Source organism: Neobacillus sp. PS3-34 (assembly GCF_030915465.1).
Classification (GTDB): domain Bacteria; phylum Bacillota; class Bacilli; order Bacillales; family Cytobacillaceae; genus Neobacillus_A.
Map to the genome: position 1 here is coordinate 1,933,454 of NZ_CP133267.1, position 23,872 is coordinate 1,957,325.

At 44.0% G+C, this 23,872-nt stretch carries 18 protein-coding genes and 5 pseudogenes; 9 read left to right on the top strand and 14 right to left on the bottom strand.

Annotation, left to right across the window (positions count from 1 at the left end; translation table 11 throughout):
• Positions 1 to 78 precede the first annotated feature (78 nt).
• The 3 genes from RCG23_RS09940 (at position 79) to RCG23_RS09950 (ending at position 1,378) form a co-directional block, all read left to right on the top strand.
• On the top strand, positions 79 to 402 hold the full coding sequence (locus RCG23_RS09940; RefSeq protein WP_308180190.1) for a hypothetical protein: 324 nt from the start codon (positions 79 to 81) through the stop codon (positions 400 to 402).
• Positions 317 to 799: a DUF4396 domain-containing protein gene (locus RCG23_RS09945; RefSeq protein ID WP_308180024.1), complete on the top strand. Its 483-nt coding sequence runs from the start codon at positions 317 to 319 to the stop codon at positions 797 to 799. Before RCG23_RS09940 ends, RCG23_RS09945 begins: the two co-directional genes overlap by 86 nt.
• A 300-nt stretch (positions 800 to 1,099) precedes the next feature.
• Complete coding sequence (locus RCG23_RS09950) at positions 1,100 to 1,378, top strand: histidine phosphatase family protein (protein WP_374049849.1); 279 nt, start codon at positions 1,100 to 1,102, stop codon at positions 1,376 to 1,378.
• 37 nt (positions 1,379 to 1,415) lie between these two features.
• On the opposite strand, the gene gatB is transcribed toward RCG23_RS09950, so the two are convergent.
• The 3 genes and pseudogenes from gatB to gatC form a co-directional block, all read right to left on the bottom strand.
• Positions 1,416 to 2,843, bottom strand: a complete 1,428-nt coding sequence (gene gatB, locus RCG23_RS09955) for an Asp-tRNA(Asn)/Glu-tRNA(Gln) amidotransferase subunit GatB (RefSeq protein WP_308179576.1) — start codon at positions 2,841 to 2,843, stop codon at positions 1,416 to 1,418.
• 12 nt (positions 2,844 to 2,855) lie between these two features.
• Positions 2,856 to 4,300 (bottom strand): annotated as a pseudogene (gene gatA / locus RCG23_RS09960) (Asp-tRNA(Asn)/Glu-tRNA(Gln) amidotransferase subunit GatA).
• Positions 4,301 to 4,313: 13 nt separating this feature from the next.
• Positions 4,314 to 4,606: pseudogene (gatC, locus tag RCG23_RS09965) on the bottom strand (Asp-tRNA(Asn)/Glu-tRNA(Gln) amidotransferase subunit GatC).
• Positions 4,607 to 4,748: 142 nt separating this feature from the next.
• On the opposite strand from gatC, the gene RCG23_RS09970 reads away from it, so the two are divergent.
• The 3 genes from RCG23_RS09970 to RCG23_RS09980 all read left to right on the top strand — a co-directional run bounded on the left by RCG23_RS09970 (position 4,749) and on the right by RCG23_RS09980 (position 6,463).
• Positions 4,749 to 5,108 carry a cupin domain-containing protein gene (locus RCG23_RS09970; protein ID WP_308179577.1) on the top strand — a complete coding sequence of 120 codons (360 nt, stop codon included), beginning with the start codon at positions 4,749 to 4,751 and terminating at the stop codon, positions 5,106 to 5,108.
• Between the two features lie 267 nt (positions 5,109 to 5,375).
• Entirely contained in the window at positions 5,376 to 5,792 is a 417-nt protein-coding gene (locus tag RCG23_RS09975; protein ID WP_308179578.1) for a MarR family winged helix-turn-helix transcriptional regulator, read from the top strand.
• Between the two features lie 32 nt (positions 5,793 to 5,824).
• On the top strand, positions 5,825 to 6,463 hold the full coding sequence (locus tag RCG23_RS09980) for a nitroreductase family protein (protein WP_308179579.1): 639 nt from the start codon (positions 5,825 to 5,827) through the stop codon (positions 6,461 to 6,463).
• A gap of 715 nt (positions 6,464 to 7,178) precedes the next feature.
• Here RCG23_RS09980 and RCG23_RS09985 read toward each other — a convergent pair.
• The 3 genes and pseudogenes from RCG23_RS09985 to aceB all read right to left on the bottom strand — a co-directional run bounded on the left by RCG23_RS09985 (position 7,179) and on the right by aceB (position 10,665).
• Complete coding sequence (locus tag RCG23_RS09985; protein ID WP_308179580.1) at positions 7,179 to 7,622, bottom strand: YueI family protein; 444 nt, start codon at positions 7,620 to 7,622, stop codon at positions 7,179 to 7,181.
• A 134-nt stretch (positions 7,623 to 7,756) separates the two neighbouring features.
• Positions 7,757 to 9,034 carry an isocitrate lyase gene (gene aceA / locus RCG23_RS09990; protein ID WP_308179581.1) on the bottom strand — a complete coding sequence of 426 codons (1,278 nt, stop codon included), beginning with the start codon at positions 9,032 to 9,034 and terminating at the stop codon, positions 7,757 to 7,759.
• 41 nt (positions 9,035 to 9,075) lie between these two features.
• Positions 9,076 to 10,665: pseudogene (gene aceB / locus RCG23_RS09995) on the bottom strand (malate synthase A).
• 228 nt (positions 10,666 to 10,893) lie between these two features.
• Between aceB and RCG23_RS10000 the strand changes: the two are divergent.
• A pseudogene (locus RCG23_RS10000) lies at positions 10,894 to 11,633 on the top strand (MerR family transcriptional regulator).
• A gap of 29 nt (positions 11,634 to 11,662) precedes the next feature.
• Here RCG23_RS10000 and RCG23_RS10005 read toward each other — a convergent pair.
• Genes RCG23_RS10005 through nirB form a run of 5 tightly spaced genes read right to left on the bottom strand, consistent with a single transcriptional unit; the run spans position 11,663 to position 17,324 of the window.
• On the bottom strand, positions 11,663 to 12,292 hold the full coding sequence (locus RCG23_RS10005) for a precorrin-2 dehydrogenase/sirohydrochlorin ferrochelatase family protein (RefSeq protein WP_308179582.1): 630 nt from the start codon (positions 12,290 to 12,292) through the stop codon (positions 11,663 to 11,665).
• A 15-nt stretch (positions 12,293 to 12,307) separates the two neighbouring features.
• The gene (locus tag RCG23_RS10010; protein WP_308179583.1) at positions 12,308 to 13,048 is read right to left on the bottom strand and encodes a sirohydrochlorin chelatase; all 741 of its coding nucleotides are present in this window, start codon (positions 13,046 to 13,048) and stop codon (positions 12,308 to 12,310) included.
• Between the two features lie 18 nt (positions 13,049 to 13,066).
• Complete coding sequence (cobA, locus tag RCG23_RS10015) at positions 13,067 to 14,530, bottom strand: uroporphyrinogen-III C-methyltransferase (protein ID WP_308179584.1); 1,464 nt, start codon at positions 14,528 to 14,530, stop codon at positions 13,067 to 13,069.
• A 25-nt stretch (positions 14,531 to 14,555) separates the two neighbouring features.
• Positions 14,556 to 14,879, bottom strand: a complete 324-nt coding sequence (gene nirD, locus RCG23_RS10020; protein ID WP_308179585.1) for a nitrite reductase small subunit NirD — start codon at positions 14,877 to 14,879, stop codon at positions 14,556 to 14,558.
• A gap of 18 nt (positions 14,880 to 14,897) precedes the next feature.
• On the bottom strand, positions 14,898 to 17,324 hold the full coding sequence (gene nirB, locus RCG23_RS10025; RefSeq protein ID WP_308179586.1) for a nitrite reductase large subunit NirB: 2,427 nt from the start codon (positions 17,322 to 17,324) through the stop codon (positions 14,898 to 14,900).
• Between the two features lie 297 nt (positions 17,325 to 17,621).
• Between nirB and RCG23_RS10030 the strand changes: the two genes are divergently transcribed.
• Positions 17,622 to 18,098 carry a hypothetical protein gene (locus tag RCG23_RS10030; RefSeq protein WP_308179587.1) on the top strand — a complete coding sequence of 159 codons (477 nt, stop codon included), beginning with the start codon at positions 17,622 to 17,624 and terminating at the stop codon, positions 18,096 to 18,098.
• Between the two features lie 2 nt (positions 18,099 to 18,100).
• The gene (locus tag RCG23_RS10035) at positions 18,101 to 18,460 is read left to right on the top strand and encodes an STAS domain-containing protein (protein ID WP_308180026.1); all 360 of its coding nucleotides are present in this window, start codon (positions 18,101 to 18,103) and stop codon (positions 18,458 to 18,460) included.
• Between the two features lie 492 nt (positions 18,461 to 18,952).
• Here RCG23_RS10035 and pruA read toward each other — a convergent pair whose 3' ends face one another.
• The 3 genes and pseudogenes from pruA to ligA form a co-directional block, all read right to left on the bottom strand.
• Entirely contained in the window at positions 18,953 to 20,500 is a 1,548-nt protein-coding gene (pruA, locus tag RCG23_RS10040; protein WP_308179588.1) for an L-glutamate gamma-semialdehyde dehydrogenase, read from the bottom strand.
• 168 nt (positions 20,501 to 20,668) lie between these two features.
• Positions 20,669 to 21,831, bottom strand: a pseudogene (locus RCG23_RS10045) (CamS family sex pheromone protein).
• Between the two features lie 15 nt (positions 21,832 to 21,846).
• A complete protein-coding gene (gene ligA, locus RCG23_RS10050) occupies positions 21,847 to 23,853 on the bottom strand; it encodes an NAD-dependent DNA ligase LigA (RefSeq protein ID WP_308179589.1) in 2,007 nt (668 codons plus the stop codon).
• Positions 23,854 to 23,872: the final 19 nt, after the last annotated feature.

Here is a 23,872-nt window from a genome sequence, read left to right on the forward strand (position 1 = left end):
ATGCTCCTTCCAATTATTTTTCTAATGTTACAAATGGGGTAACGGAAAAATATAATAATTATTTTGGAGGGAAGTTTGTTGGAAACCATTTCTTATATCGCTATAATTATTGGAATTTTGTCAGCGATTGTTATTCTTTTAGATGTTTTCATTAACCCACAGCAAATGAAAATCATGAATATCGTTTGGCCAATAAATGGCCTATATTTAGGACCCTTTGGAATTTGGGCATACTGGAAAATAGGAAGAGAAAAAAAGAAACAGCATTCGGGGGAAACCTCTAATGGTAAAAGTCATCATCACTCAGAGAGTAAACATGAAAGTAAAAAAAGAGGAAAAACCCTTTTGGCAAAGTGTTTTTGTTTCTACAAGCCACTGCTCCAGCGGCTGCACTCTTGGTGATAGCGTTGGAGTACCTATCGTGTTTTTCACAGGAATGACGATTCTTGGATCCACTCTATTTGCCCATTATACAGTTGAGTTTATTTTGGCTTATATTTTCGGCATATTCTTTCAGATGTTTTCAATTGTACCAATGAGTCGGAAAATGGGGAAAAAAATGAGTTGGGGAGAAGGATTTTGGAGTGCCATTAAAGCAGATACTCTTTCCCTCATCGCTTTTGAAATAGGAATGTTTGGCTGGATGGCCATAGTAAACTTTTTCATCTTTAAAAAACCACCAGAGCCAAACACAATGACATTCTGGTTTATGATGCAGATTGCGATGATATTAGGTGCCCTCACGAGCTTTCCTGCGAATTGGTTTTTAGTCAAAAAAGGAATAAAACATGCAATGTAACAAAAAAAGGATGCCTCCACTTTTTGAACACTTGGCGGCATTCTTTTTTCAGGAAAGTTTTTTTCGTAAACTTTGTTATTAATAAAAACAAAAAAAGACAACCTTTCCGCTGGATATACGCGAGCCAAATCGGTAGCCAACTGCCACAAATATCTCCCCTGTCTTGCTTGCCTGTCAGGCCATAAAAGTTCTTTTTTTGTCCACTGATTGTTTCATTCCCAATGCATTTGTTAATAGAGCATTAGGATATGATATGGTAAAAGCTAAAACGACTCCGAAAGCAAACAGCAAAAATGGCCGATATATCATGTCCCCATTCAGGATGGGGAATCAGAACTGGAGTTCCGTTTTCGTGCAGAGCGGGTATTGCATAAGCTTCTCTTTGACTATCCTGGGTATTCGAGAATTGCCGTCGTCTCTCATGGCGGTCTCATCTCCAATTTTTTAAAAGCGTTTCTCAAACAGCCTAATACTAGCGAATTTGGATATTGGACTGGCGATACAGGCATGCATTTACTTGAAGTTAGAGACAACCTAAGACTGCTGAAGTTTCTTAATAAACAGGATCATCTCCTATAGAAAAAGGCTGGCAGAAAAGTTCTGCCAGCCTTGCTATTTATCTTTTTGATAGTTCTCCATTCAAAATCTTGTTCACAAGCTGCGGGTTAGCCTGTCCCTTTGTAGCTTTCATAATTTGGCCAACAAGGAAACCGACAGCCTTGTTTTTTCCATTTTTAAAATCTTCGATGGATTGGGGATTGGCATCCAGCGTTTCAGTGACAATTTTCAATAGAGCTCCCTCATCGGAAATTTGGACAAGACCCTTCGCCTTCACTATTTCCTCTGCACTTCCGCCCTGTTCGACCAGGTCTTTAAAAACCTGTTTAGCAATTTTGGTCGAGATCGTTCCGTCTTCTATCAGCTTGATCATCCCGGACAGGCCTTGAGCAGTCAGCTTTGTATCCTGCAGTTCCTTCTGTTCCGCATTCAGATATGCTGAGAACTCGCCCATGATCCAGTTGGACGCCTGCTTAGGATCAGCGCCTTCACCAATGGTTTCTTCAAAAAAGTCAGCCATTTCCTTGGTTGCCGTCAGCACCTTCGCGTCATAAACAGGCAAGCCTAACTCTTCTGTGTACCTTTTTTGCCGCTGATCAGGAAGCTCTGGAATTTCAGCACGAATTCGTTCTTTCCATTCCTCATCGATATACAGGTCAAGTAAATCGGGTTCAGGGAAGTAACGGTAGTCATCTGAACCTTCTTTTACCCTCATTAAAACCGTTGTATTGGTTGCTTCATCAAAACGTCTTGTTTCCTGATCGATGTCTCCTCCAGCCAGGACGACTTCCCTCTGCCTCTTCTCTTCATATTCAAGTCCCTTGCGGACAAAGTTGAAGGAGTTGAGATTTTTCAATTCCGTTTTAGTGCCGAACTCCTCTTGCCCAACCGGACGGATCGAAATATTCGCATCGCACCTAAGCGAGCCTTCCTCCATTTTGCAGTCGGAAACACCAGTGTATTGAATAATTGATTTCAGCTTTTCCAAATAAGCATATGCTTCATCTGGTGTACGGATATCCGGTTCAGATACGATTTCAACGAGAGGAGTTCCCTGACGGTTGTAATCGACAAGCGAGTATCCTTTGCCATGTGTCAGCTTTCCTGCATCTTCTTCAAGATGAATCCTAGTGATGCCTATTTTTTTCGTATAGCCATTTACCTCGATTTCGATCCAGCCATGCTCACCAATCGGCTTATCGAACTGGGAAATTTGATAGGCTTTCGGATTATCCGGATAAAAGTAATTTTTCCGGTCAAATTTCGTGTGCGTCGCTACCTCACAGTTTAGGGCCATAGCGGCCTTCATCCCAAAATCGACTACCTTTTTGTTTAATACAGGAAGCACACCGGGATAGCCTAAATCGATCATATTGGCATTTGTGTTTGGCTCTGCCCCAAAATGATTCGGGCTTGCCGAGAATATTTTTGAGTCTGTTTTTAATTCTACATGGACCTCAAGCCCAATGACTGTTTCAAATTCCATTCCCTTCACCCCCTACAATACCGGTTTTTGTTTATGAAAGTCAGTTTCCTGTTCAAAGACATGTGCGGTCCGGTATACCGTTGCTTCATCAAAGTGCCTGCCGATTATTTGCAGCCCTAGCGGAAGACCTTCAGAAAAACCGCATGGTACTGAAATAGCGGGTACTCCAGCCAGGTTGACCGGAATCGTTAAAATATCATTTGCGTACATCGTTAACGGATCACTTGTTTTTTCGCCGATTTTAAAGGCAGGCGTTGGTGTTGTCGGGCCGACAATCACATCGTACTTTTCAAAAACATCCTCAAAGTCCTTTTTAATTAACGTCCGGACCTTCTGGGCTTTTTTATAATAAGCATCGTAATAACCAGAGCTAAGTGCGAAGGTACCGAGCATAATCCGGCGTTTTACTTCTTCACCAAATCCCTCTGAGCGAGTCTTTTTGTATAAATCAAGCAGATTTTCAGCATCCCCTGTGCGATAGCCATAGCGAACTCCGTCAAACCGTGCAAGGTTCGCCGATGCTTCAGAGGAGGAAAGCAGATAGTAGGCGGCAAGCGCATATTTAGAGTGCGGAAGCGAAACCTCTTCCCAAACTGCTCCCTGTTTTTCAAGTATCATTAATGCATCCATTACAGTCTTTCTTGATGCTTCACTGACACCTTCGCCTAAATACTCTTTAGGAACGGCAATTTTCAAGCCTTTAATATCACCAGTCAGTGCTGCCGCGAAGTTCGGGACTTCGACAGGAGCGGAAGTCGAATCCATTGGATCCACGCCTGAGATTGCCTGTAATAGATGGGCATTATCTTCCACGTTCCTAGTTATACGCCAATTTGATCCAGAGATGATGCGAATGCCACAAGGCCAAAGCGCGAAACCCTTCCGTATGTCGGTTTTAAGCCGACAACCCCGCAGAATGAAGCAGGCTGGCGAATGGATCCGCCTGTATCAGAGCCAAGTGAAAATAACACTTCGCCTGCAGCCACAGCTGCTGCTGATGCGCCAGAAGATCCTCCTGGAACGGTATCAAGGTTCCAAGGGTTGCGTGTTAGTTGAAAGCCAGAGTTCTCGTTTGAGGAACCCATCGCAAATTCGTCCATATTCAATTTGCCGATGGTGACTGTTTCAGCACTCTGAAGCTTTTGAACAACTGTTGCATCGTATATAGGGTCAAAATTTTCCAGGATTTTGCTGGCACATGTAGTACGCAGGCCTTTTGTAACGATATTATCTTTTAAGCCGATCGGCATCCCGGATAGAATCCCTATTTGTTTCTTTTCATCATGCTTTTTTGCCGCTTCCATTGCTCGTTCCTCATCGAGGGTCAAGAACGCCTTTACCCTGCCGTCAACTTCACTGATTCGCTTAAAGGACTCCTCGACCAGGTCGGCAACGCGGATTTCTTTTTTATGTAAAAGTTCATGCAAATCGGATACCTTATGTTCAAATAAACTCACTATGCCGCTCCTCCTATTCTCCCAAAATGGATGGGACCTTTATATAGCCATCCTGATGCTCTGGAACGTTTTTTAAAATTTCTTCCCTAGGAAGGCCTTTTCGGGCACGTCCTCACGCATGACGTTTTTCATATCCAGGACGTGCGATGTCGGTTCGATGGCTTCTGTATCCAGTTCATTCAACTGCTCGGCAAATCCGATAATCGCATCCAGCTGCTCCTGAAACCTTTCAGCTTCTTCCTCCGTAATGGCAAGCCGTGCAAGATTCGCAACATGCTTTACTTCCTTCAGTGTAATTCGAGACATTTCCGCTACCTCCTGTCCATATTATTATTAATGATAATAACAGAGTTTTCTGCACCCCCGCAATCATGACCGGGATTTTAGCTCCAAGGACTCATCTTAGTTTGTTATAATGAGAATATTAGGAAAATAATGGGGTGATGAGATGGAATTTTATCGTTTTGACAAGGAAGTGCGCAGGGACGTTCAGGCTTTTGACAGCAAAAATGTTGGCATCACTCCTATCATAAGAAAGGATGGCTACACTTCCGCTGGCTGCATGCACTTTGATGTGGACAGTGTTCTCGGAATGCATGAAGCCACATGTCCCCAGCTTTTTTTGGTCGTTGACGGAGATGGCTGGGTTCGTGTCGTAGGAAAGGAACGGGTACCTGTTTCCAAAGGCACTGCTGTTTTCTGGACCAAAGGGGAAAATCACGAATCAGGATCGGAAACCGGCATGGCGGCAATGATTTTTGAAGGACCTGACTTAAACCCAGAGCAATATTTAAAAAAATTGAAGTAGAATGCAACATATTGAAGAGCCAGCCCTATTTTAGGGCTGGCTTTTGTTTTACCCGGCAAATCTGATGATTTACCCGTTAACTTGTTCCTTTTACCCGCCGATTAGTTGTATTTACCCGTCTAATTTTAGGAAATATCCGCTGTATCTATGAAAATACCCATCATCGGCCTCCATAATCAAAAAAACTTGATTTTAATAAATAAATGTTTTATATTAATTGACATATCAATAATTGATATATCAATCTTTAAATTTAGGAGGGATTCCTTGGCCGATCCAGCATCTATATTATATAAATTGCACTGTCTCAATAAACAAATCAGCTCAAAATTTGAAGGTTGTACGGGTATTAGCCAGACACGTCTCGATCTTTTACATCAGCTTTACCAAGTTGAGGAAATTAGTCAAACAGCCCTTCAAAAGGAAATCAACATTGACAACGCAGCAATTACTCGCCATCTAAAGCAGCTTGAAGCCAGCGGGATGATCTCCCGACGAAAAAACCCGGTGGATAATAGGGTCACTCTCGTCCGTCTGACTGATCAAGGGCGAAATAAAATAGTATCCTTCCGGGAAGAAAAGGCCCGTTTCGTCACGATGATGTTTAAAGACTTCAAGGAGGATGAGCGCCTTTTACTTATAGACATGCTCGATCGCATTCATAATAATATCAACGAAATTTAATTTAGATTACTCACAATAAGGAGAATTCAACCATGACTAACATCACGAAAACAAACGATTTTAAAGAAATTATCAATGGACGCCGCTCTATTCGCCAGTATGATCCTTCAGTAAAAATCAGCCGCGAGGAAATGATGGAAATACTGACTGAAGCAACATTGGCTCCTTCATCTGTTAATATGCAGCCCTGGCGGTTCCTTGTTATTGACAGCCCTGAAGGCAAAGCAACTCTTGCACCGCTTGCAAAGTTTAACCAGTCCCAGGTCGAAACATCTTCAGCCATGATTGCCCTATTTGGTGATCTGAACAATTTTGAATTCGGCGAAGAAATTTACAGTAAAGCCGTTGAACTAGGATTTATGCCTTCTGAGGTAAAAGAAAAGCAAATGGCCAGCCTTACAGCTTACTTTTCCTCAATTGATCCAGAGTTAATGAAAAATACCGTTCTAATTGATGGCGGGCTTGTGGCTATGCAGTTAATGCTTGTCGCCCGGGCACACGGATACGATACAAATGCGATCGGCGGATTTGAAAAAGACAAAATCGCTGAAGCTTTTGGAATGGATAAAGACCGTTACGTTCCGATCATGCTCATTTCAATCGGTAAAGCTGCAGACACCGGCTATCAATCCGTCCGCCTTCCAATCGACAAAATCGCGGCTTGGAAATAATAATTTCAGATAAAAATGGAACCCCGATTAAGTTTATTAACGGGTTTACTTGCGAAGTGCGAAACGGTAACTCGCAGACCAATTCAAATAGCAAATCACATAAACTTCACAGTATATTTCACAGTCAAAAAGGCTTACAGATGCAAATATCTCTAAGCTTTTTTTAAATTTTCTTTTTTTACTAAAGCACCCGTAAGTTGTATAAGTTCATTCGACGCTAAAGCGAGTTTGATAAATAAGAGGAGAAATTTCTCTTAATTAGGAAATAGCACTAAAAATAGCTTAAATAGACGGAAAGATTCCGACTATTGACTCAAAAAACGTGAAAATGGTTAATTTTGCTTTGCTTAATCGGAAAACCTCCGCTTATATACCCCGAACCGAGCTCTATTCTGCAGTCTAACCGAAAAATCTCCGCTTATTTTAAATATCACTGGTTAATCAATTAAGGATAAGACTTCATACTAAATCACAAATAATTCACACACCCTCCAATAATTATTTCATACCCTGTGATTTGCTATGTGAATTTACACAAAATAAGCAATTATAATTTGCCAAAATGTTGATAAATCAATAAAAAACGCACTGTGAATTATATCGTGAATTCAAGTGCGTTTTCATACGTGTTTTACAATGATTGTTACCTCTAAAGTAAACCCGTTGGAAGTTTATCGGGGTTCCATTTTACGTCTGACCGACCACTTAGACAGAGTTATTTTCCAAATATTTTTCCAAACGCCGAGAAAAGCCCCTTTTTCTCCTTTGTCTTTTCCTTTATTTCTTCTACTTTTTTCGTAATGTAAATTTCTTCTTTATCAATTGCATGGTCCATCGCAAGAACAAGGCCTATATCTGTCACGTGTTCTTTATTGGCAACCATTGTATGTTTGATATTATGTCTGGATGCAAGTTTTACATATTTGGAAAGCTCGCTATAGTTCATTTTTCCATTTAACAATAAGTGGGCGGCCGGGTTGCGCCTCATCTGTTCCTCGACCTCTTGATAAACTCCCGATTCTCTTACCTGGCTCTGGGTGAGGGCGACGATGATTCTTTCCCTCAGCGTTCCTAAAAATTTGCGTCTCTCTTCGGGCTTTATCTCTTTTTTTCCGTGTATGCCCTGCTGCAAAATATCATCAACCGACTGCTTCCCCATGATATCAACTCCATTCCAAGAACTACTACTATGTATGATTCTACCCTAAAAAGAGTGAATAATAAGGGAGATGCAGATATGCCAAAAGCCCTCTCTCCATGTGAAGAGAAGGCTTTTTCATTTATTCCGGAATCTTACGCCGTAAACTGCGCTTCCTCAGTCGATCCTTTGAGTGCCGTTGTTGAAGATGTTCCCCCAGAGATAACAAGGGAAACCTGGTCAAAATAGCCTGTGCCAACCTCGCGCTGGTGTCGGGTTGCCGAATAGCCATGCTGCTCGCTCGCAAACTCGGCTTGTTGAAGCTCAGAATAAGCTGCCATTCCGCGCTCCTTATACCCGCGAGCAAGCTCAAACATGCTGTGGTTCAATGCATGGAATCCGGCAAGCGTGACGAATTGGAACTTGTAGCCCATCTTGCCGAGCTCCTCCTGGAATCGGGCGATGGTAACATCATCGAGCTTCTTTTTCCAGTTGAACGATGGGGAGCAATTGTAAGCCAATAGCTTTCCTGGGAACTTTTCATGTACGGCTTCTGCAAAGCGGCGGGCTTCTTCAATGTTTGGCTCGGAAGTTTCGCACCAGATTAAATCGGCATACGGCGCATACGCCAATCCGCGTGCAATCGCCTGATCTAACCCCGCTTTTACTCTGAAAAAGCCTTCTCCTGTCCGTTCTCCTGTAATAAATGGTGCATCATACGGATCAACATCGCTTGTGATTAAATCTGCTGCATTGGCGTCAGTACGGGCAACCAAGACGGTTGGAGTGCCCATGACATCCGCAGCCAGGCGGGCGGCAATCAAGTTTCTCACGGCAGTTTGTGTCGGCAAAAGCACTTTTCCGCCAAGATGACCGCACTTTTTCTCTGAGGAAAGCTGATCTTCAAAGTGGACTCCTGAGGCGCCAGCTTCAATCATGCCCTTCATTAATTCAAAACAGTTCAGCTGACCGCCAAAACCTGCTTCTGCATCAGCCACGATAGGTGCGAACCAGTCAACTGAAATGTCTCCTTCAGCATGATGAATCTGGTCGGCGCGCTGCAGTGCCTGGTTGATTTTTTTCACTACATTCGGAACGCTGTTGGCCGGATATAAGCTTTGGTCCGGATACATATGCCCGGATAAATTGGCATCCGCCGCTACCTGCCAGCCGCTTAAGTAAATAGCCTTCAATCCCGCTTTCACCTGCTGGACCGCCTGGTTTCCTGTTAACGCTCCCAGGGCATTGACATAGCTCTCTTCATTTACAAGCTTCCAAAGCTTTTCAGCTCCTCGACTGGCCAACGTATGCTCAATATCAACCGATCCCCGAAGCTTGATAACATCCTCTGCAGAATACGGTCTCTTAATTCCGTTCCACCGAGCATCCCTTTCCCAATTCTCCTGCAATAGCTTCACTCTTACATCTGTCATTTATTTTTCCTCCTTAAAAGTTATTAGTCTATTAAACTCGCTTACAGAAGCTCATAGCCCGGAAGCGTTAGGAAATCTACAAATTCATCTTCTAAAATCAAGCGGTCAAACAGCTGGACCGCTTCATCAAACCGGCCGGCAGAAAATGCTTCTTCACCCAGCTCTTGTCTGATTTTTTCAAGCTCTTCCTGCTTATAGACCTCATACATTTCTGCCGTTACCTTCCGTCCATCGTCCAAAACGCCTTTTGGATGCCGTATCCACTGCCATAGCTGGCCCTTGAGATTTCAGCTGTTGCCGCATCCTCCATTAAATTGTGGATGGGAGCCGCTCCTCTGCCGCTTAACCACGATGCAACATATTGAATGCCGACATTGATATTCATCCGGACCCCTTCTTCCGTAATCGTTCCATCCGGAACCTCAAGAAGATCCTTCACTGTTACAATGACGTCCTCTCTCTTTTTACTTTCAATTTGATTGGCCTTGGGCATTTCCCGATAAAAAACCTCCAGTGCAACAGGTACGAGGCCAGGGTGTGCGACCCATGTTCCGTCATGGCCATCACGCGCCTCCCGTTCTTTATCGGCACGCACCTTTTCAAAAGCAGCATCATTCGCCTCTGGATTATTCCGAATGGGAATCTGCGCCGCCATTCCGCCAATCGCTGGTGCTTTACGACGGTGGCATGTCTGGATTGTCAGCAAAGAATAGGAGCGCATAAACGGAGTGGTCATCGTAACCTGTGATCGATCAGGCAGGATCACATCCTTTTGATTCCGCAGCTTTTTCAAATAGCTGAATATATAATCCCATCTGCCGCAGTTCAATCCGGCAGAATGCTCTTTTAATTCATACAGGATTTCATTCATTTCAAACGCAGCAGTAATTGTTTCCAACAGGACAGTTGCTTTGATCGTCCCCTGGTGAATACTAAGCTTCTCCTGTGCAAATACGAACACATCATTCCAGAGCCTCGCCTCCAGGTGGCTCTCAAGCTTTGGCAGGTAAAAATGGCCCCGACTCGTTTTCAATTAGCTTTTTTGCATTATGGAAAAAGTACATACCAAAATCGAAAAAGCTCCCGGAAATCGGCTTTCCGTCTAAAAGCAGATGCTTTTCTGAGAGGTGCAGTCCACGCGGCCTCACAAGCAATACGGCCGTATGTTCATTTAATTCGTATTTTTTTCCGTTGGGATTTTCAAAGGAAATTGTCCGATTTACGGCATCCCGCAAATTAATCTGGCCCTCGACTGCATTTTCCCATGTTGGCGAAGTGGCGTCTTCGCAATCGGCCATAAACATTTTGGCAGGTGAATTTAACGCATTAATGACCATTTTCCTTTCCGTAGGTCCTGTAATCTCTACACGGCGGTCCAGCAGGTCAGCTGGCAGCGGGGCAATTGTCCAATCTCCGCTCCTTAGGTGCACAGTTTCAGGCAGAAAATCTGGAAGCTTCCCCTGATCGAATTCCTGCTGGCGTCTCTTCCTGTCCTGTAACAGCTCCAGTCTTTTATCGCCGAAATTCCTCTCCAGTTCCTCAACAAAGCTTAGCGCTTCCGGCGTAAGTATTTCTTTGTATTGCTCCTTCATCTTTCCAACCACTTCAATACCAGTTGTCTGTGTAGACATTCGCTTACTTCACCTCTTTGTTATAATACAGTTTAAATAACTTGTTTGTTATTATATAACACAGAATATGAAAATAAAACTATTTTGCCGCTATTTTTCTGAATTTTTTTATTTATCCCTTTTGCGATAGGCTCTGACAGGAAATCGAATTAAAAAATAGGCGAAAATTTTATTGACTCTAACGTTACGTGATACTCTATAGTGATAAATGAAGGGAGGCGTGAAGCGGTGAAAGTGAAAGAAGTGGCTGATTTAGTTGGCATTAGTGTGCGCACACTGCATCATTATGATGAGCTCGGATTATTAACCCCCGAAGAAACAACCGTGGCTGGCTATCGTCTCTATTCAGATAAAAATCTCGAGACCCTACAGCAAATCTTATTTTTTAAAGAGCTTGGCTTCCCTTTAAAGAAGATAAAGGAAATTATCTATAGTCCTTCTTTTGATCGTGAGAAGGCACTTGAATTACATCGAACAATGCTGCTGGAGAAACGCAGCAGGCTCGATCAAATGATCAATACACTTGAAAAAACAATCAAACATACGAAGGGAGAAATCCAAATGTCAAACAAGGAAAAATTTGAAGGCTTTGATTTTAGTCATAATCCTTATGAGCAGGAAGCCCGTGAACGCTGGGGGGATAAAGCTGTCGATGAGTCAAACGCTAAAATAGGTAAAATGACTAAAGATGAGCAAAAAGGCTTTGCAGAAGAATTCGATCGAATATACAAAGAACTGGCTGCAATCCGTCATACTTCCCCTGCATCAGTAGAGGCACAAGCAGGCATTAAGGAATGGTATAACTATTTAAATAGAATCGGCAGTTACTCACTAGATGCCTTTAAAGGCTTAGGCCAATGTATGTCGACGATGAGCGTTTCACCAAAAACATCGACAAATATGGTGAGGGCTTGGCAAAATTCATGTGTGATACAATGGCCGTCTTTGCAGATCAGAAACGTGAATAAAAAAAATAAAAAGGTGAAAAAGCAGCCGCTTAAAGTGTCTGCTTTTTCACCTTTTCAAGGAGATTCCTAAACTCATCTTCACGATGATCACTGTTTAAAAATTGATCTTCAGCCAAAGCCGTTAGCAGCTTTCTCTTTAATGCAGCATCGTTGATTTCCTTTAAAATCCGCTTCCGTTCCTCGAAAAGAAAGTCCAAATACCCCTCGTAACGTTCATCGAATTCCGCAAAAAGCTGATTCCGAATTTTCTTTGCAAGCACCGGGCTTGCACCATCGGTCGATACCGCCAGGCTCAAGCGCCCACGTTGTACAACTGCGGGAACGTGAAAGTCCGACTCGTCAGGGGCATCTGAGATCGTGACAAGTTGATGGCTACCAGCTGCCATTTTGACCTTCAAGTTCACTTCTGCATCATCTGTCGCTGCAAAAATTAGAAACGCCTCTTCAACATCACTGTTTGAAAAGTTTTTTTGCTGCCAGATTATTTTCTTCAATTGCGCAAGCTCCGCCAATCCCGCGGTAACCTTCGGGCTCACAACTGTTATATCGGCTTTAGCTGAAAGCAAACCAGCCACCTTTCGTTCAGCAACTTTTCCTCCCCCAATGACCAACGCCTTTTTGCCGTCCATCCGAAGCATAATTGAATAATTTGCACTCATCTGACCACCCGCTTTTTAAAGGCTTTCCATAGCTTTAGCTTCATCCGCCTTTTTAACAATAAGCGGAATAAGCTTTTCATCAAACCCGACAGGCCTGCATACCTTAACCTCTTTTTCAAAACTCGCGCCAAGCCTAGAAAACGCATCTTCTTTTTTCACTCTAAAGCCCCCTGCGAATAACAGAAATGGCATCACATATAATTTAGCAGCATGCCCCGAGACCATTTCTTCAGCCTTTTCCAGATATCCTGGCCTTGCCGTTAAATAGCCCGTTTCAATCTTTCGTCCTAACTTTCCCCACAGTTTAGCGGCCAGGCGCTCCATTCCCTCCATGGCTTCCCGCTCCCGGCTGCCGTGCCCGACCAGAAGGACTGCTTCTCCATCATTGCCAGTAAATCCACTTTCCGCCAGACAATCCGCCAAAATTTCCACGATGATGTTGTCTGTTCCAATTGTCGTTCCATATCGAAAGACAAGCTCTGGGTACAGTACTTTAGCTTTGCTGATTACTGCCGGAATATCGACAGTGGCATGAATCCCTGGAAGCAGCAGGATTGGAATAACGGTAATCTGCTTTGCGCCTAGCATGATGCATTGCTCGATAGCCTCGAGAATGGAAGGCTCCGCATTTTCCAGAAAGCCATACGCCTGGATAGCAAGTCCTGACTGCTCCATTACCTTATGGATAAACTCGATAAATAATTGGTTTCCGGCAGCCGACCTGCTGCCATGGGCAATATATACGACTCCTTCCATGCTTTCACCCTCGATCTCTTATACTTGCATTTTGGATACACAATTTAGCAGACTTTCTCGCGATGGCTGCTCCGGCATCCGTGCTGACCTGATACCTGCGGTTTCAGCCGCCCTCATGGTGTTCTCACCCATACAAACCGTTTGTAGATTTTTCAAGAACTCGCGCCCATCTAGGCCGCAATCTTCCATTCCCTCCATAAACGCTTGAACCGAAGCAGCACAAGGAAACACAGCCGTATTGACTTCCGCTTCCTCCAGCATTCTTTTAAAAAGTGGTAAGAAGTCCTTGTCGATCTGTTTCTTACTTGTCACGAACGATTCGAATGTTCCGTATTGAAAGTTATATTGAAGATTATTTTTTAATATCGAATCATCACCAACAATCAGGAGTTTTCCTGCCTCTGGCATTCGTTCCGCCAGCTTTGCTAAAAATCCGCGCTCATTAAGTGCTTTTTTCGTTTTAACAGATCCTCCAAAGAATGCTGCCCCAACTTTTCGCACATCGATTTCCTGCTCTATTAATTTGCAAAAAAACTCATCTACACTTTCCGGTGATGCAAATAGAATCTTTTCATAGGAATCAAGTTTGGCGAGAATTTGCTGATCAGCAGGCATACTGGTTTTTTTCCATTTAGGGAATTCAATAACATCAGCGCCATGCTCCATCAGTTCCTTCGCCATCTCGCTCGGACCGCAGCCGGTACGGGCAAGAAGGATTTGGCGGCCATAAAGAGGCTGTTTCTCAAACCACTTCAATTTTTCTCTTAATGATATAACGTTTCCAACGAGAATGATTGATGGGTTGCTGAACTGTGCCTTTGCCGCTGTTTCCGCTATATCCTGAAGTGTTCCTTGAAGCGTTTTCTGGCGGCCGAACGTTCCCCATTGGATCAAAATTACCAGTGTGGAAGCCGGCTTACCATGTTCAATCAGCTTTTCACATATGAAAGGCAGGTTTCCGACTCCCATATAAAAAGCGATTGTATCCACGCCGCGCGCAAGCCCTTCCCAATCGAGGACAGGTTTGCCGTCCTTCGATTTATCATGGGCTGTTACAACAGCAAAGGATTCAGCATATTCTCTGTGGGTGACAGGAATCCCCGCATAAAGGGGTGCGGCAATGCCGGATGAAATGCCGGGAACCATTTCAAATGGGATATTAAATTCAACTAGGGATTTCGCTTCCTCGCCTACACGCCCGAAGACCCCGGGATCGCCGCCTTTAAGACGGACAACTGTTTTGCCTTCCAGCGCTTTTTCTACTAGGAGGTCATTAATGCCCTCCTGGCGAAGAATATGGCAATCTGGCAATTTTCCGCAATAAATCAATTCGGACTCGGAAGGGGCGAATTCAAGCAATTTTGGATTCGCTAGCCTGTCATATAAAATAACATCAGCACGCTTGATCGCGTCCAGCCCTTTCACCGTGATTAACGAAATATCCCGCCCTGCTCCCACTAAAAATACTTTTCCAGCCTTCATCCTGCATCCACCTTTACACTTGGCCTTAGCCAAGCAAAATATAAACCTCATCAGCTTCTACTAAAACTTCATACGTTTTGACCTGCCCGATGTCCGGTGCCTGGACCTTTCCATCCACTAATGAAATCTTCCAGTCATAAACCGGACAAAATACATAATTCCCGCTGACAAGCCCTTCCGAAAGGACGCCACCCTTTGGATGCGGGCTACGGTTTTCGACCGCCCGTACATCGCCATTAGTCAATTTAAAAATCGCGATCTTCTCATCACCGATTTGCACTTCTGTTCCGGCACGGACGGCAAGGCCTGAATACCCTGCAACCGCCACCTTCATAACTGTTTGTATCATTGTCCGCCACTCCCGCCGTTAATTTTTAAGCATGTCAACCAACTTAAGAGTCTTATAGTACTTATCTTGAATTTGTTCATTCTGAATTGCTTCATTCCAAGGCTCGATGTATTTTTCCAGCGTTTTGTCCAAGCGCACGTTTAATGCTTTTCGAGTTTGCTTGTCAGCGAGAATCTCCTGAACATGCTTTAATCCCACTCGGTCCAGCCATTTGGATGTCCGTTCGAGGTAGCTGGCTGTTTCACGGTAATATTGGAGATATGCTCCGGCCATTTCCATGACATCATCCTGCGTTTTCACGGTACAGAGAAGGTCTCCAGCCCTCAAATCCACGCCGCCATTACCGGCAACGTATATTTCCCAACCGCCGTCGATGCCGACAACGCCGATGTCTTTAATGCCTGATTCCGCACAGTTCCTTGGGCAGGCGGATACGCCCATTTTCACTTTATGAGGTGTATCAAGCCGTTCAAATTTCTTCTCCAGTTCGATTCCCAGTGACATTGAATCCTGTGTGCCGTAGCGGCAGAACTGGGCGCCAACGCAGGTTTTTACGGTACGGAGTGTTTTGCCGTAAGCGTAGCCGGATGGCATATCAAGTTCATCCCATATTCCTGGAAGGTCTTCCTTCTTCACTCCAAAAAGTCCTATCCGCTGTCCGCCGGTCAGTTTTACAAGCGGTACATCGTATTTCTCTGCCACTTCCGCAATTTTCTTTAAATCCTCTGCAGTCGTTACCCCGCCATACATTCTTGGTACAACTGAATACGTTCCATCCTTTTGGATATTCGCATGCATTTTTTCATTCACGAGGCGGGAATCCCGGTCATCCTTGTATTCATCCATATAAATCATACCCAGGTAATAGTTCAGGGCAGGGCGGCATTTTGTACAGCCCTCTTCGTTTTTCCATTCCAGCACATTCATGATTTCCTTGATGCTTGTTAAACCTTTTTCTTTAATTTCCGCGACTACTTCGTCACGGGTTAACGTGGTACAGCCGCACAGGCTTGTTTTTTGAAGGGCAGCGTTGAAGGAGTTGCCGAGCGTATGAGCTAATATTTTACCGACCATCGGTTTACACCTTCCGCAGGAACGGCCTGCATTCGTGCAGCTGCTGACCTGGTCGACTGACGTTAACCCCTGTGTCCTTATTGCCTCCACAATGGACCCTTTAGTGACACCATTACAACCGCAAACCAATTCATCATCAGGCATGGCAGCTATATTCTCTTCTCCTCCGCTGTCTACGGACTGGAGAATTGATACGCTTGTCATACCGCTCACGTCTTCCCTCTTAGTGAGCATTCTAAATAGCTTTGTACTGTCCTTTGTATCTCCATAAAGGACAATTCCTGATATCCGGTTCTCTCTGATGACAATTTTTTTATAAACTCCGTCAAATTCGTTATGGACTTTAATTGATTTTGTGGCTGAATCATCAAGAATTTCTCCTGCTGAAAAGAGGTCTACACCGGAAACCTTCAATCCAGTTCCAGTCACTGATCCTTCATATGGTGCTGTTTCTTTTCCACATAGGCGGTTAGCGAGCACTTTTCCCTGCTCATATAAAGGAGCAACAAGGCCGTAGACAATTTCGCGGTGCTCGGCACATTCGCCTACTGCATAAACGTTTGCGGCGCTTGTTTCCATAAAATCGTTCACGACGATGCCGCGATTCACATAAATTCCGCTTGTCTTTGCCATGGCCATATTGGCGCTGATCCCGATTGCCATCACTACGAGATCCGCTTCAATTTCTGAACCATCCTTAAAACGAAGTCCCATAACATGGTCATCCCCAAGGATTTCGACCGTTTGTTTTTCCATCAAAAAATTCATTCCCTGGCTTTCCAGTTCTTTTTTCAGCATAGAAGCAGCGATTGGGTCCAGCTGGCGTTCCATTAAATCCGGCATTAGGTGAATGACATCCACGTCCATACCCAGGTTCAGCAGTCCTCTGGCAGCTTCCAGTCCCAGCAGTCCGCCGCCAATAACAGCCGCCTTTTTATATTTTTTTGCAACCTTGATCATCATTTCACAATCTTGTATGTCACGAAAACCGGTTACGCCTTCCTTATCCGCACCAGGTATTGGAAGGATGAATGAATCCGAACCAGTGGCAATGATCAGTTCATCGAATTCGACTCTGCGGCCTTTCTCTGTAAAAATACTCTTTTCGGCTATATCAATTTTTGTTACAGCTTCGCCTATATATAATTGAATGTTATTCTTTTCATACCAATCAAGCGGATTCATAATAATATCATCAAAAGTTGTATCGCCCTGAAGAAGCGTCGATAGTTTGATACGGTTATAGTTTGGATGCGGCTCTTTTCCAAAAATCGTAATATCAAAAGCATCAGGAGCTATTTTAATAATTTCTTCCATTGTCCTTACTCCAGCCATCCCATTGCCTATCATAACAAGTTTTTTCTTATCCATAATGGGTCTCTCCCTGCCTATTTCATACTCTATAGATATGGTTTTCTTGATGTTTATATTGTACGTCCTTAGCAGATTTAAAATTGTGACCAACTTCACATTTTAAACACTGTCTGTGAATGGTTTCACAGTATTGTCAAAAAGCGAAAACCATCTGACATTGTCTGTTAAAGTTGACAAACAGGCTCAAGTTTCAGAAAATTAAAGGAGAATACGAATAGAAACGGTGAATTGTTGATGCCCGACGTGAATTTTTTTTACATATAAGCTAAGAAAGTTTGAGGAGAAAAACGATGAATGAAAAAACACGCCCTATATGATTACTTGGTCAAAAATGCCACGGCCATAACGAAAGATTGGGCAGAATTCAGGGAAGTTAAAACAGGCTCTGATTATTCAGCGGACGCTCCTCTGGATGTTTCAAAAAGAGTAACGGACCAGAACACCGGCTATGTGAAGGTGGTCGCTAAATCACTCCTTCAAACTGAAGAAGAAATGAAAAATAGCATATCCGTTTGGACGAAACAAACAGCTTCAGAGCGAGTAAAATCCAACACTCCTATCAGCGACGTTGCTAAAAATTCTGGAATTTTCAGGGCTGTCTATTGGAGACATATTAAGAAATTTATTAAACAGGCAGAGTTTGAAGTAACTGTCGATGATGTCCTTGAATGGGAAAGGACCATTAACTATACACTTGACTATGTCCTTGAAACCTTTACGAGCGTTTTTATGGAAATCCTGTTGGATCGTTTAAAGGCCAGTCCAATTTGATTATGGAGCTTAGTTCGCCCATCATTCCGCTATCTGACCATATCGGCCTCTTGCCGCTTATTGGGGATATTGATACGACAAGAGCGAGATGGATTTTGGAATCAACACTTGAGCAAAGCGTCAATCTTAAAATCACTCAACTCATTATGGATCTGTCCGGTGTCGCAGCCATTGACACGATGGTCGCCCACAAGCTGTTGCAGGTGATCCGTTCTCTTAAACTTGTAGGTGTGGAGACAACCCTATTGGGCATCCGTCCTGAAGTTGCCCAGGCAGCGGTCAATTTAGGAATCGACCTTCAATCTTTCCGTGCCGAAAATTCCCTCAAAAAGGTATTGGCAAATTTGCAATATCAATCATAAGTTTGAAGAACATAAGGCGTAAGCGCCCCCGGTTAGCCCCGACAGGCATAAGACGAATCACGCAGGAAATCCTGATTTCTGGAGTGATTTGGCTTATGACCCCGAGGGGCTGGGCGCTGGAGCTAGATTAATACAACTTGGTAGAAGATATCCACATTATTTAATTTTATAATTACTAAACGACTAAAAACAGACCGCGGGATTAGGATTCCGGGTCTGTTTTTTTGATATGAATATTTCACAATAAATAGCCACCATCTCATATTAGCGGGTGGCTATTCACTATTTCAAATTACTTAGAACAGCATAAAAAAAGCTGCCTCAAAAATGTCGCCTTTTTAACGACTTTTGAGACAGCTTTTTTAAATTGGATTAAGGGCAATAATACCCTTAACAATTATTAATGTCTAGCTCCACAAGGAACGCTTCGAAAGCATAAACATCGCACGAAGAAAAAGCGATAGCTTTTTCGAGTAGCGCCTTACGCCTTTCTTAATACATTTCAGATGTTGTTTTCGCTTGCATATGAAGAAGAAGATAGTCTGGTCCGCCCGCCTTAGAGTCGGTTCCGGACATATTGAAGCCGCCGAATGGCTGGTAGCCGACAATCGCGCCTGTACAGCCGCGGTTGAAGTAAAGGTTTCCGACATGGAAATCTTCACGGGCCTGTTCCATGTGCGCACGGTTTGTCGTGATGACCGCACCCGTTAAGCCGTACTCGGTGTTGTTCGCAAACTCAATTGCTTCGTTGAAATCCTTCGCTTTTGAGAAGCCGACAACCGGGCCAAAAATTTCTTCCTGCATGATGCGGGATTTCGGGTCAAGGTCAGCGAAAATCGTTGGTTTGATGAAGAAGCCCTTGGAATCGTCGCCTTCTCCGCCTGCCATCAATTTGCCTTCCTGCTTGCCAATTTCCACGTACTCCATGATCTTTTTGAATGCATTGCGGTCAATAACCGGACCTGTGAACGTGCTTTGCTCCTCAGGATTGCCGACAGTCAATTGGCTGGTCAATTCTACCACACGGTTCAGCACCTGGTCGTACACGTCTTCCACGACAATGGCACGTGAACAAGCAGAACATTTTTGGCCGGAGAATCCGAACGCCGAAGCCATGATCGATTGAGCCGCTAGCTCCAGGTCTGCCTCGCTGTCAACGACGATCGTATCTTTTCCGCCCATTTCCGCAATCAGGCGCTTCATCCACAGATGGCCTTCGCCTACTTTGGATGAACGTTCAAAAATACGAAGACCGACTTCACGTGAACCCGTAAAGCTGACAAAACGAGTGTCCTTATGATCAACGAGGTAGTCGCCCACTTCAGCACCGCTGCCTGGAACGAAGTTCAGAACACCTGCTGGAAGACCTGCTTCTTCCATGACTTCTACGAATTTAGCCGCAACGATTGGAGTTGTGGAAGCTGGCTTTAATAGAACAGTATTTCCTGTCACGATAGCCGCAACCGTTGTTCCTGCCATAATCGCCAATGGGAAGTTCCATGGAGAAATGATGACGCCTACTCCCAATGGGATATAGTCATAACGGTTGTATTCATTTGGACGGCTTTGGACTGGCACACCGTCTTTTAATTTCAGCATTTGGCGCGCATAGAATTCAAGGAAGTCGATTGCTTCTGCTGTATCGGCATCCGCTTCTCTCCATGGCTTACCTGCTTCCTTTGTTAAAAGAGCAGAGAATTCATGCTTGCGGCGGCGAATGATTGCAGCTGCTTTGAATAGCACGTCTGCACGCACTTCCGCTTTTGTCTTCTTCCATGTTTTGAACGCTTCAACCGCAGCCTGCATTGCTTTTTCAGCCAGCTCCTGGTTCGCTTTTGAAACGCGTCCGATGACTTCTTCTTTATTTGATGGATTATAGGAAACGATTTTATCTTCAGTCGTAATCTTTTCTCCGCCAATGACAAGATCATAATCCTGTCCTAAATAACCCTCGACAGTTTTCAGTGCCTCAAGATATCCCTGGCGCTCTTTTTCATTCGTAAAATCTGTGAAAGGCTCGTGCTTATATGGTTGTACCATTCTTAACCCCTCCTATGTATTAAAACGTTTACACTCCGTTTCCATTCTATCATGATTTATTTCATCCTATCAATTATTGTGAAAAGACCGATTTTTCTAATAATTATACCTGGGTTAACCTTGGATAAAAAAACAAAAGACCCGGTCATCATCCGGGTCTTCTCGCTTTTAGTAAATATGCACGTACGGTTCGTCCTGGTCTGCTTTCCGCTCAATCAGAGCTTCCGGACCATTAACCGAGGTGACATTGACATGGACTGAGATGTATTTTGGAAAATGCTCTAGCACTAGGCCGGTCACATATTGAGTAAAGCCAACAGCTTCTGATTTTCCGTAAAACTGGATTGGAATGGTGATGTCCAGATCCTTTAACTGGTCGTCAGCATAAAATGCCTTGCCGATTACCCCATTAAAATTCGGAAAATACTCTTCCACATCCTGCTTGAAATTCAAGAATGCCGTCGCATCCTCCCTGTGGTCTTCTGTTGCCTTTGTAGACGGGAACAAATAATATTTTTCATTTACCTTTTCCCAGCTGTCTATGCTTGAGCTTCCACTATCCACCGCCGAATATGCAAAGAATGTTCCCGGAATAACCGAAGACCTGCTCTGCTGTTCAAACAGGCCAATTGTTATTGGCACATCCCTTAAATCCTTCGTGCTTCTTAAGCGTTTAATCACTTCGTCGGCAATTTTCTTCCCTTCTCTTTCCATTTCATCCTGTGGGATTTTCCTCTCAAACGTGTCACCATACTGCACTGTTTGATAATAATGGATCGAGTTCAGCGCAAGGCCGATCGAAACGCCGCCCAGCTTAACGGTGTCATTGTCCTTGACCATATAATCCTGCTCTAATATATGGCGAAATAAATGGGGTTTTTGGTATTTTGGGCTTTTGGATCTCCCTTTTCGTCATTGAGTGGGTTCAATCCGATATTTTCTGATTCTTTCAGACCCTCTTCCTTTAGCTGAGTCTTAGTCATTTTTCGATTCAGCCATAGCTTCACCGTATTCCGTTTCAGTTCCTGTCCTTCCCTGAATACATATTTATCAGGGTCAAACGTTTGCTGGGAAATTCTCATCAAACCCATTTCAAATTCATTGATATCGTATCTTGTATTCAGGTTATTGACGATCAGGCCGCGTGCTTCTCCGGGCTTGAACGGCAGTAACGTACGGTAATATTTATCTGATATTTTATACTTTGGTATAATCGCCTTTTCTTTTGCCTTTTCCTTCGTCTGGACAACTTCGTCCTTCTTCTGGAAATTAGGTGCACAAGCACTTAACAAAAAGACAAGCGATAAAGCAATTATTGAAAGTTTTTTCACGCGGTTTCCCACCTCTTACTTGTTTAGTTCTTCCAGGAGCTTCTCCTCATCCCAAACTTCGATACTTAATTCCTGGGCTTTTGCGAGCTTGGAACCTGCATCTTCTCCTGCAATGACAAGGTCTGTCTTTTTGCTGACGCTTCCTGCAACATTTCCGCCAAGCGCTTCAATTTTTTCCTTCGCTTCATTTCTGGACAACTGTTCAAGTTTTCCTGTCAGCACGACCGTTTTGCCTGCAAAAATGGAATCGGACTCTTCAGCAGAAACAGGCTTTGCACCCTTATAATCCATATTCACTCCAGCATCCTTCAGCTCCTGAAGCAGCTCTTGAGCTTCTTCTTTTTCAAAAAAAGCCTCTACCGATTCCGCCATTTTGTCGCCAATTTCATTAATGGAGAGCAGTTCGTCCTTTGAAGCATCCGCAAGCCGGTCCATGCTTCCAAAATGCTGTGCGAGCGTCTTTGCAGCTTTTGCGCCGACATGGCGGATTCCCAGCCCGAACAGCAATTTTTCAAGCGAGTTTGCCTTCGAGGCTTCAATAGCCTGCAAAAGATTGGATACCGACTTTACGCCCATTCTTTCCAATGCCAGCAGCTGTTCTTGGGTCAGTTTATAGATGTCTGCTACATCTTCAATCAGCTTTTCAGCAAACAGCTGGCTTATGACTTTTTCGCCAAGACCATCAATATTCATGGCATTACGTGAAACGAAATGAATCAGACCCTCGCGAATTTGTGCCGGACATTTCGGATTGATGCATCTTAGGGCAACCTCTCCCTCGAGACGGACAAGATCGCTTTCGCATTCAGGACAATGGGTAGGCATATGGAAATCCTTCTCTTTTCCAGTCCGCTGTTCAGCTAGTACATTCACTACTTCAGGTATGATGTCTCCTGCTTTTTTGACGACTACCTGGTCACCGATTTTAATATCTTTTTCACGGATTAAATCTTCATTATGCAAGGATGCGCGCTGAACTGTAGTTCCGGCTACTTTTACCGGCACAAGGATGGCCGTAGGTGTAACCACCCCTGTTCGCCCCACGCTTAATTCTATATCAAGAAGGGTGGTGACTACTTCTTCTGCCGGGAACTTATACGCAATCGCCCAGCGCGGACTTTTAGCTGTTGTACCCAATTCGGACTGCTGCTGAAGCGAGTCAACTTTAATAACAATTCCATCAATATCGTATGGGAGGTTCGGCCGCTTTTCAACCCAGCCATTTACATACTCGATCACTTCATCAATGGTGGCACATTTTCTTCGTTCCTGGTTGGTTTTAAAGCCCACTTTATCTAGAAAGTCCAGTCCTTCACTGTGGGACTCAATGCCAGTATTGCCTGTATTTCCAATTCCATAAAGGAAGACGTCCAAATTCCTGGAAGCCGCAATTTTTGAGTCAAGCTGGCGAAGTGAACCTGCTGCTGCATTCCTAGGATTGGCAAACAGCTCTTCACCACGTTCTTCCTTTGCCTTGTTCAGGGCTTCGAAGGACCGCTTCGGCATAAAGGCTTCACCGCGCACTTCAAGCGTTACATTTTCTTTCAAACGAAGCGGAATCGACTTGATGGTTCTTAGGTTTGATGTAATGTCTTCGCCAATCGTTCCATCTCCGCGCGTAGCTCCCTGAACGAACATACCGTCCTCATAGCGGAGCGAAACAGCCAGGCCGTCAATTTTCAATTCACAAACATAGGAAAAATCATCTCCGGCAATCTGGCGGATACGGCGATCAAAATCGCGCAAATCCTGTTCATTGAATGCATTGCCGAGACTCAGCATCGGTGTCCGGTGTTCAACCTTCTCGAACATTTCAAGGATAACTCCGCCGATCCGCTGTGTTGGCGAGTCGGAAGATTTCAGTTCAGGAAACTGTTCCTCTAGTTCAATAAGCTCGCGAAGCAAGCGGTCATATTCAGCATCAGGAACAGAAGGTTTATCCAATACATAATAATCGTATCCATATTGATTCAGCAGATTCCGCAAATCATTTATTTTACTTTGAGCAGCCATCAGGTCCATATATCCAGCCCTTTCAATA

Excerpts from the sequence above, each read along its gene's own strand:
- RCG23_RS09945 (WP_308180024.1), top strand. The coding sequence starts at position 317 with ATGAAAGTAAAAAAAGAGGAAAAACCCTTTTGGCAAAGTGTTTTTGTT.
- gatB (WP_308179576.1), bottom strand. The coding sequence starts at position 2,843 with ATGGAATTTGAAACAGTCATTGGGCTTGAGGTCCATGTAGAATTAAAA.
- RCG23_RS09970 (WP_308179577.1), top strand. The coding sequence starts at position 4,749 with ATGGAATTTTATCGTTTTGACAAGGAAGTGCGCAGGGACGTTCAGGCT.
- RCG23_RS09980 (WP_308179579.1), top strand. The coding sequence starts at position 5,825 with ATGACTAACATCACGAAAACAAACGATTTTAAAGAAATTATCAATGGA.
- RCG23_RS09985 (WP_308179580.1), bottom strand. The coding sequence starts at position 7,622 with ATGGGGAAGCAGTCGGTTGATGATATTTTGCAGCAGGGCATACACGGA.
- aceA (WP_308179581.1), bottom strand. The coding sequence starts at position 9,034 with ATGACAGATGTAAGAGTGAAGCTATTGCAGGAGAATTGGGAAAGGGAT.
- RCG23_RS10005 (WP_308179582.1), bottom strand. The coding sequence starts at position 12,292 with ATGAGTGCAAATTATTCAATTATGCTTCGGATGGACGGCAAAAAGGCG.
- RCG23_RS10010 (WP_308179583.1), bottom strand. The coding sequence starts at position 13,048 with ATGGAAGGAGTCGTATATATTGCCCATGGCAGCAGGTCGGCTGCCGGA.
- cobA (WP_308179584.1), bottom strand. The coding sequence starts at position 14,530 with ATGAAGGCTGGAAAAGTATTTTTAGTGGGAGCAGGGCGGGATATTTCG.
- nirD (WP_308179585.1), bottom strand. The coding sequence starts at position 14,879 with ATGATACAAACAGTTATGAAGGTGGCGGTTGCAGGGTATTCAGGCCTT.
- nirB (WP_308179586.1), bottom strand. The coding sequence starts at position 17,324 with ATGGATAAGAAAAAACTTGTTATGATAGGCAATGGGATGGCTGGAGTA.
- RCG23_RS10030 (WP_308179587.1), top strand. The coding sequence starts at position 17,622 with ATGAAAAAACACGCCCTATATGATTACTTGGTCAAAAATGCCACGGCC.
- RCG23_RS10035 (WP_308180026.1), top strand. The coding sequence starts at position 18,101 with ATGGAGCTTAGTTCGCCCATCATTCCGCTATCTGACCATATCGGCCTC.
- pruA (WP_308179588.1), bottom strand. The coding sequence starts at position 20,500 with ATGGTACAACCATATAAGCACGAGCCTTTCACAGATTTTACGAATGAA.
- ligA (WP_308179589.1), bottom strand. The coding sequence starts at position 23,853 with ATGGACCTGATGGCTGCTCAAAGTAAAATAAATGATTTGCGGAATCTG.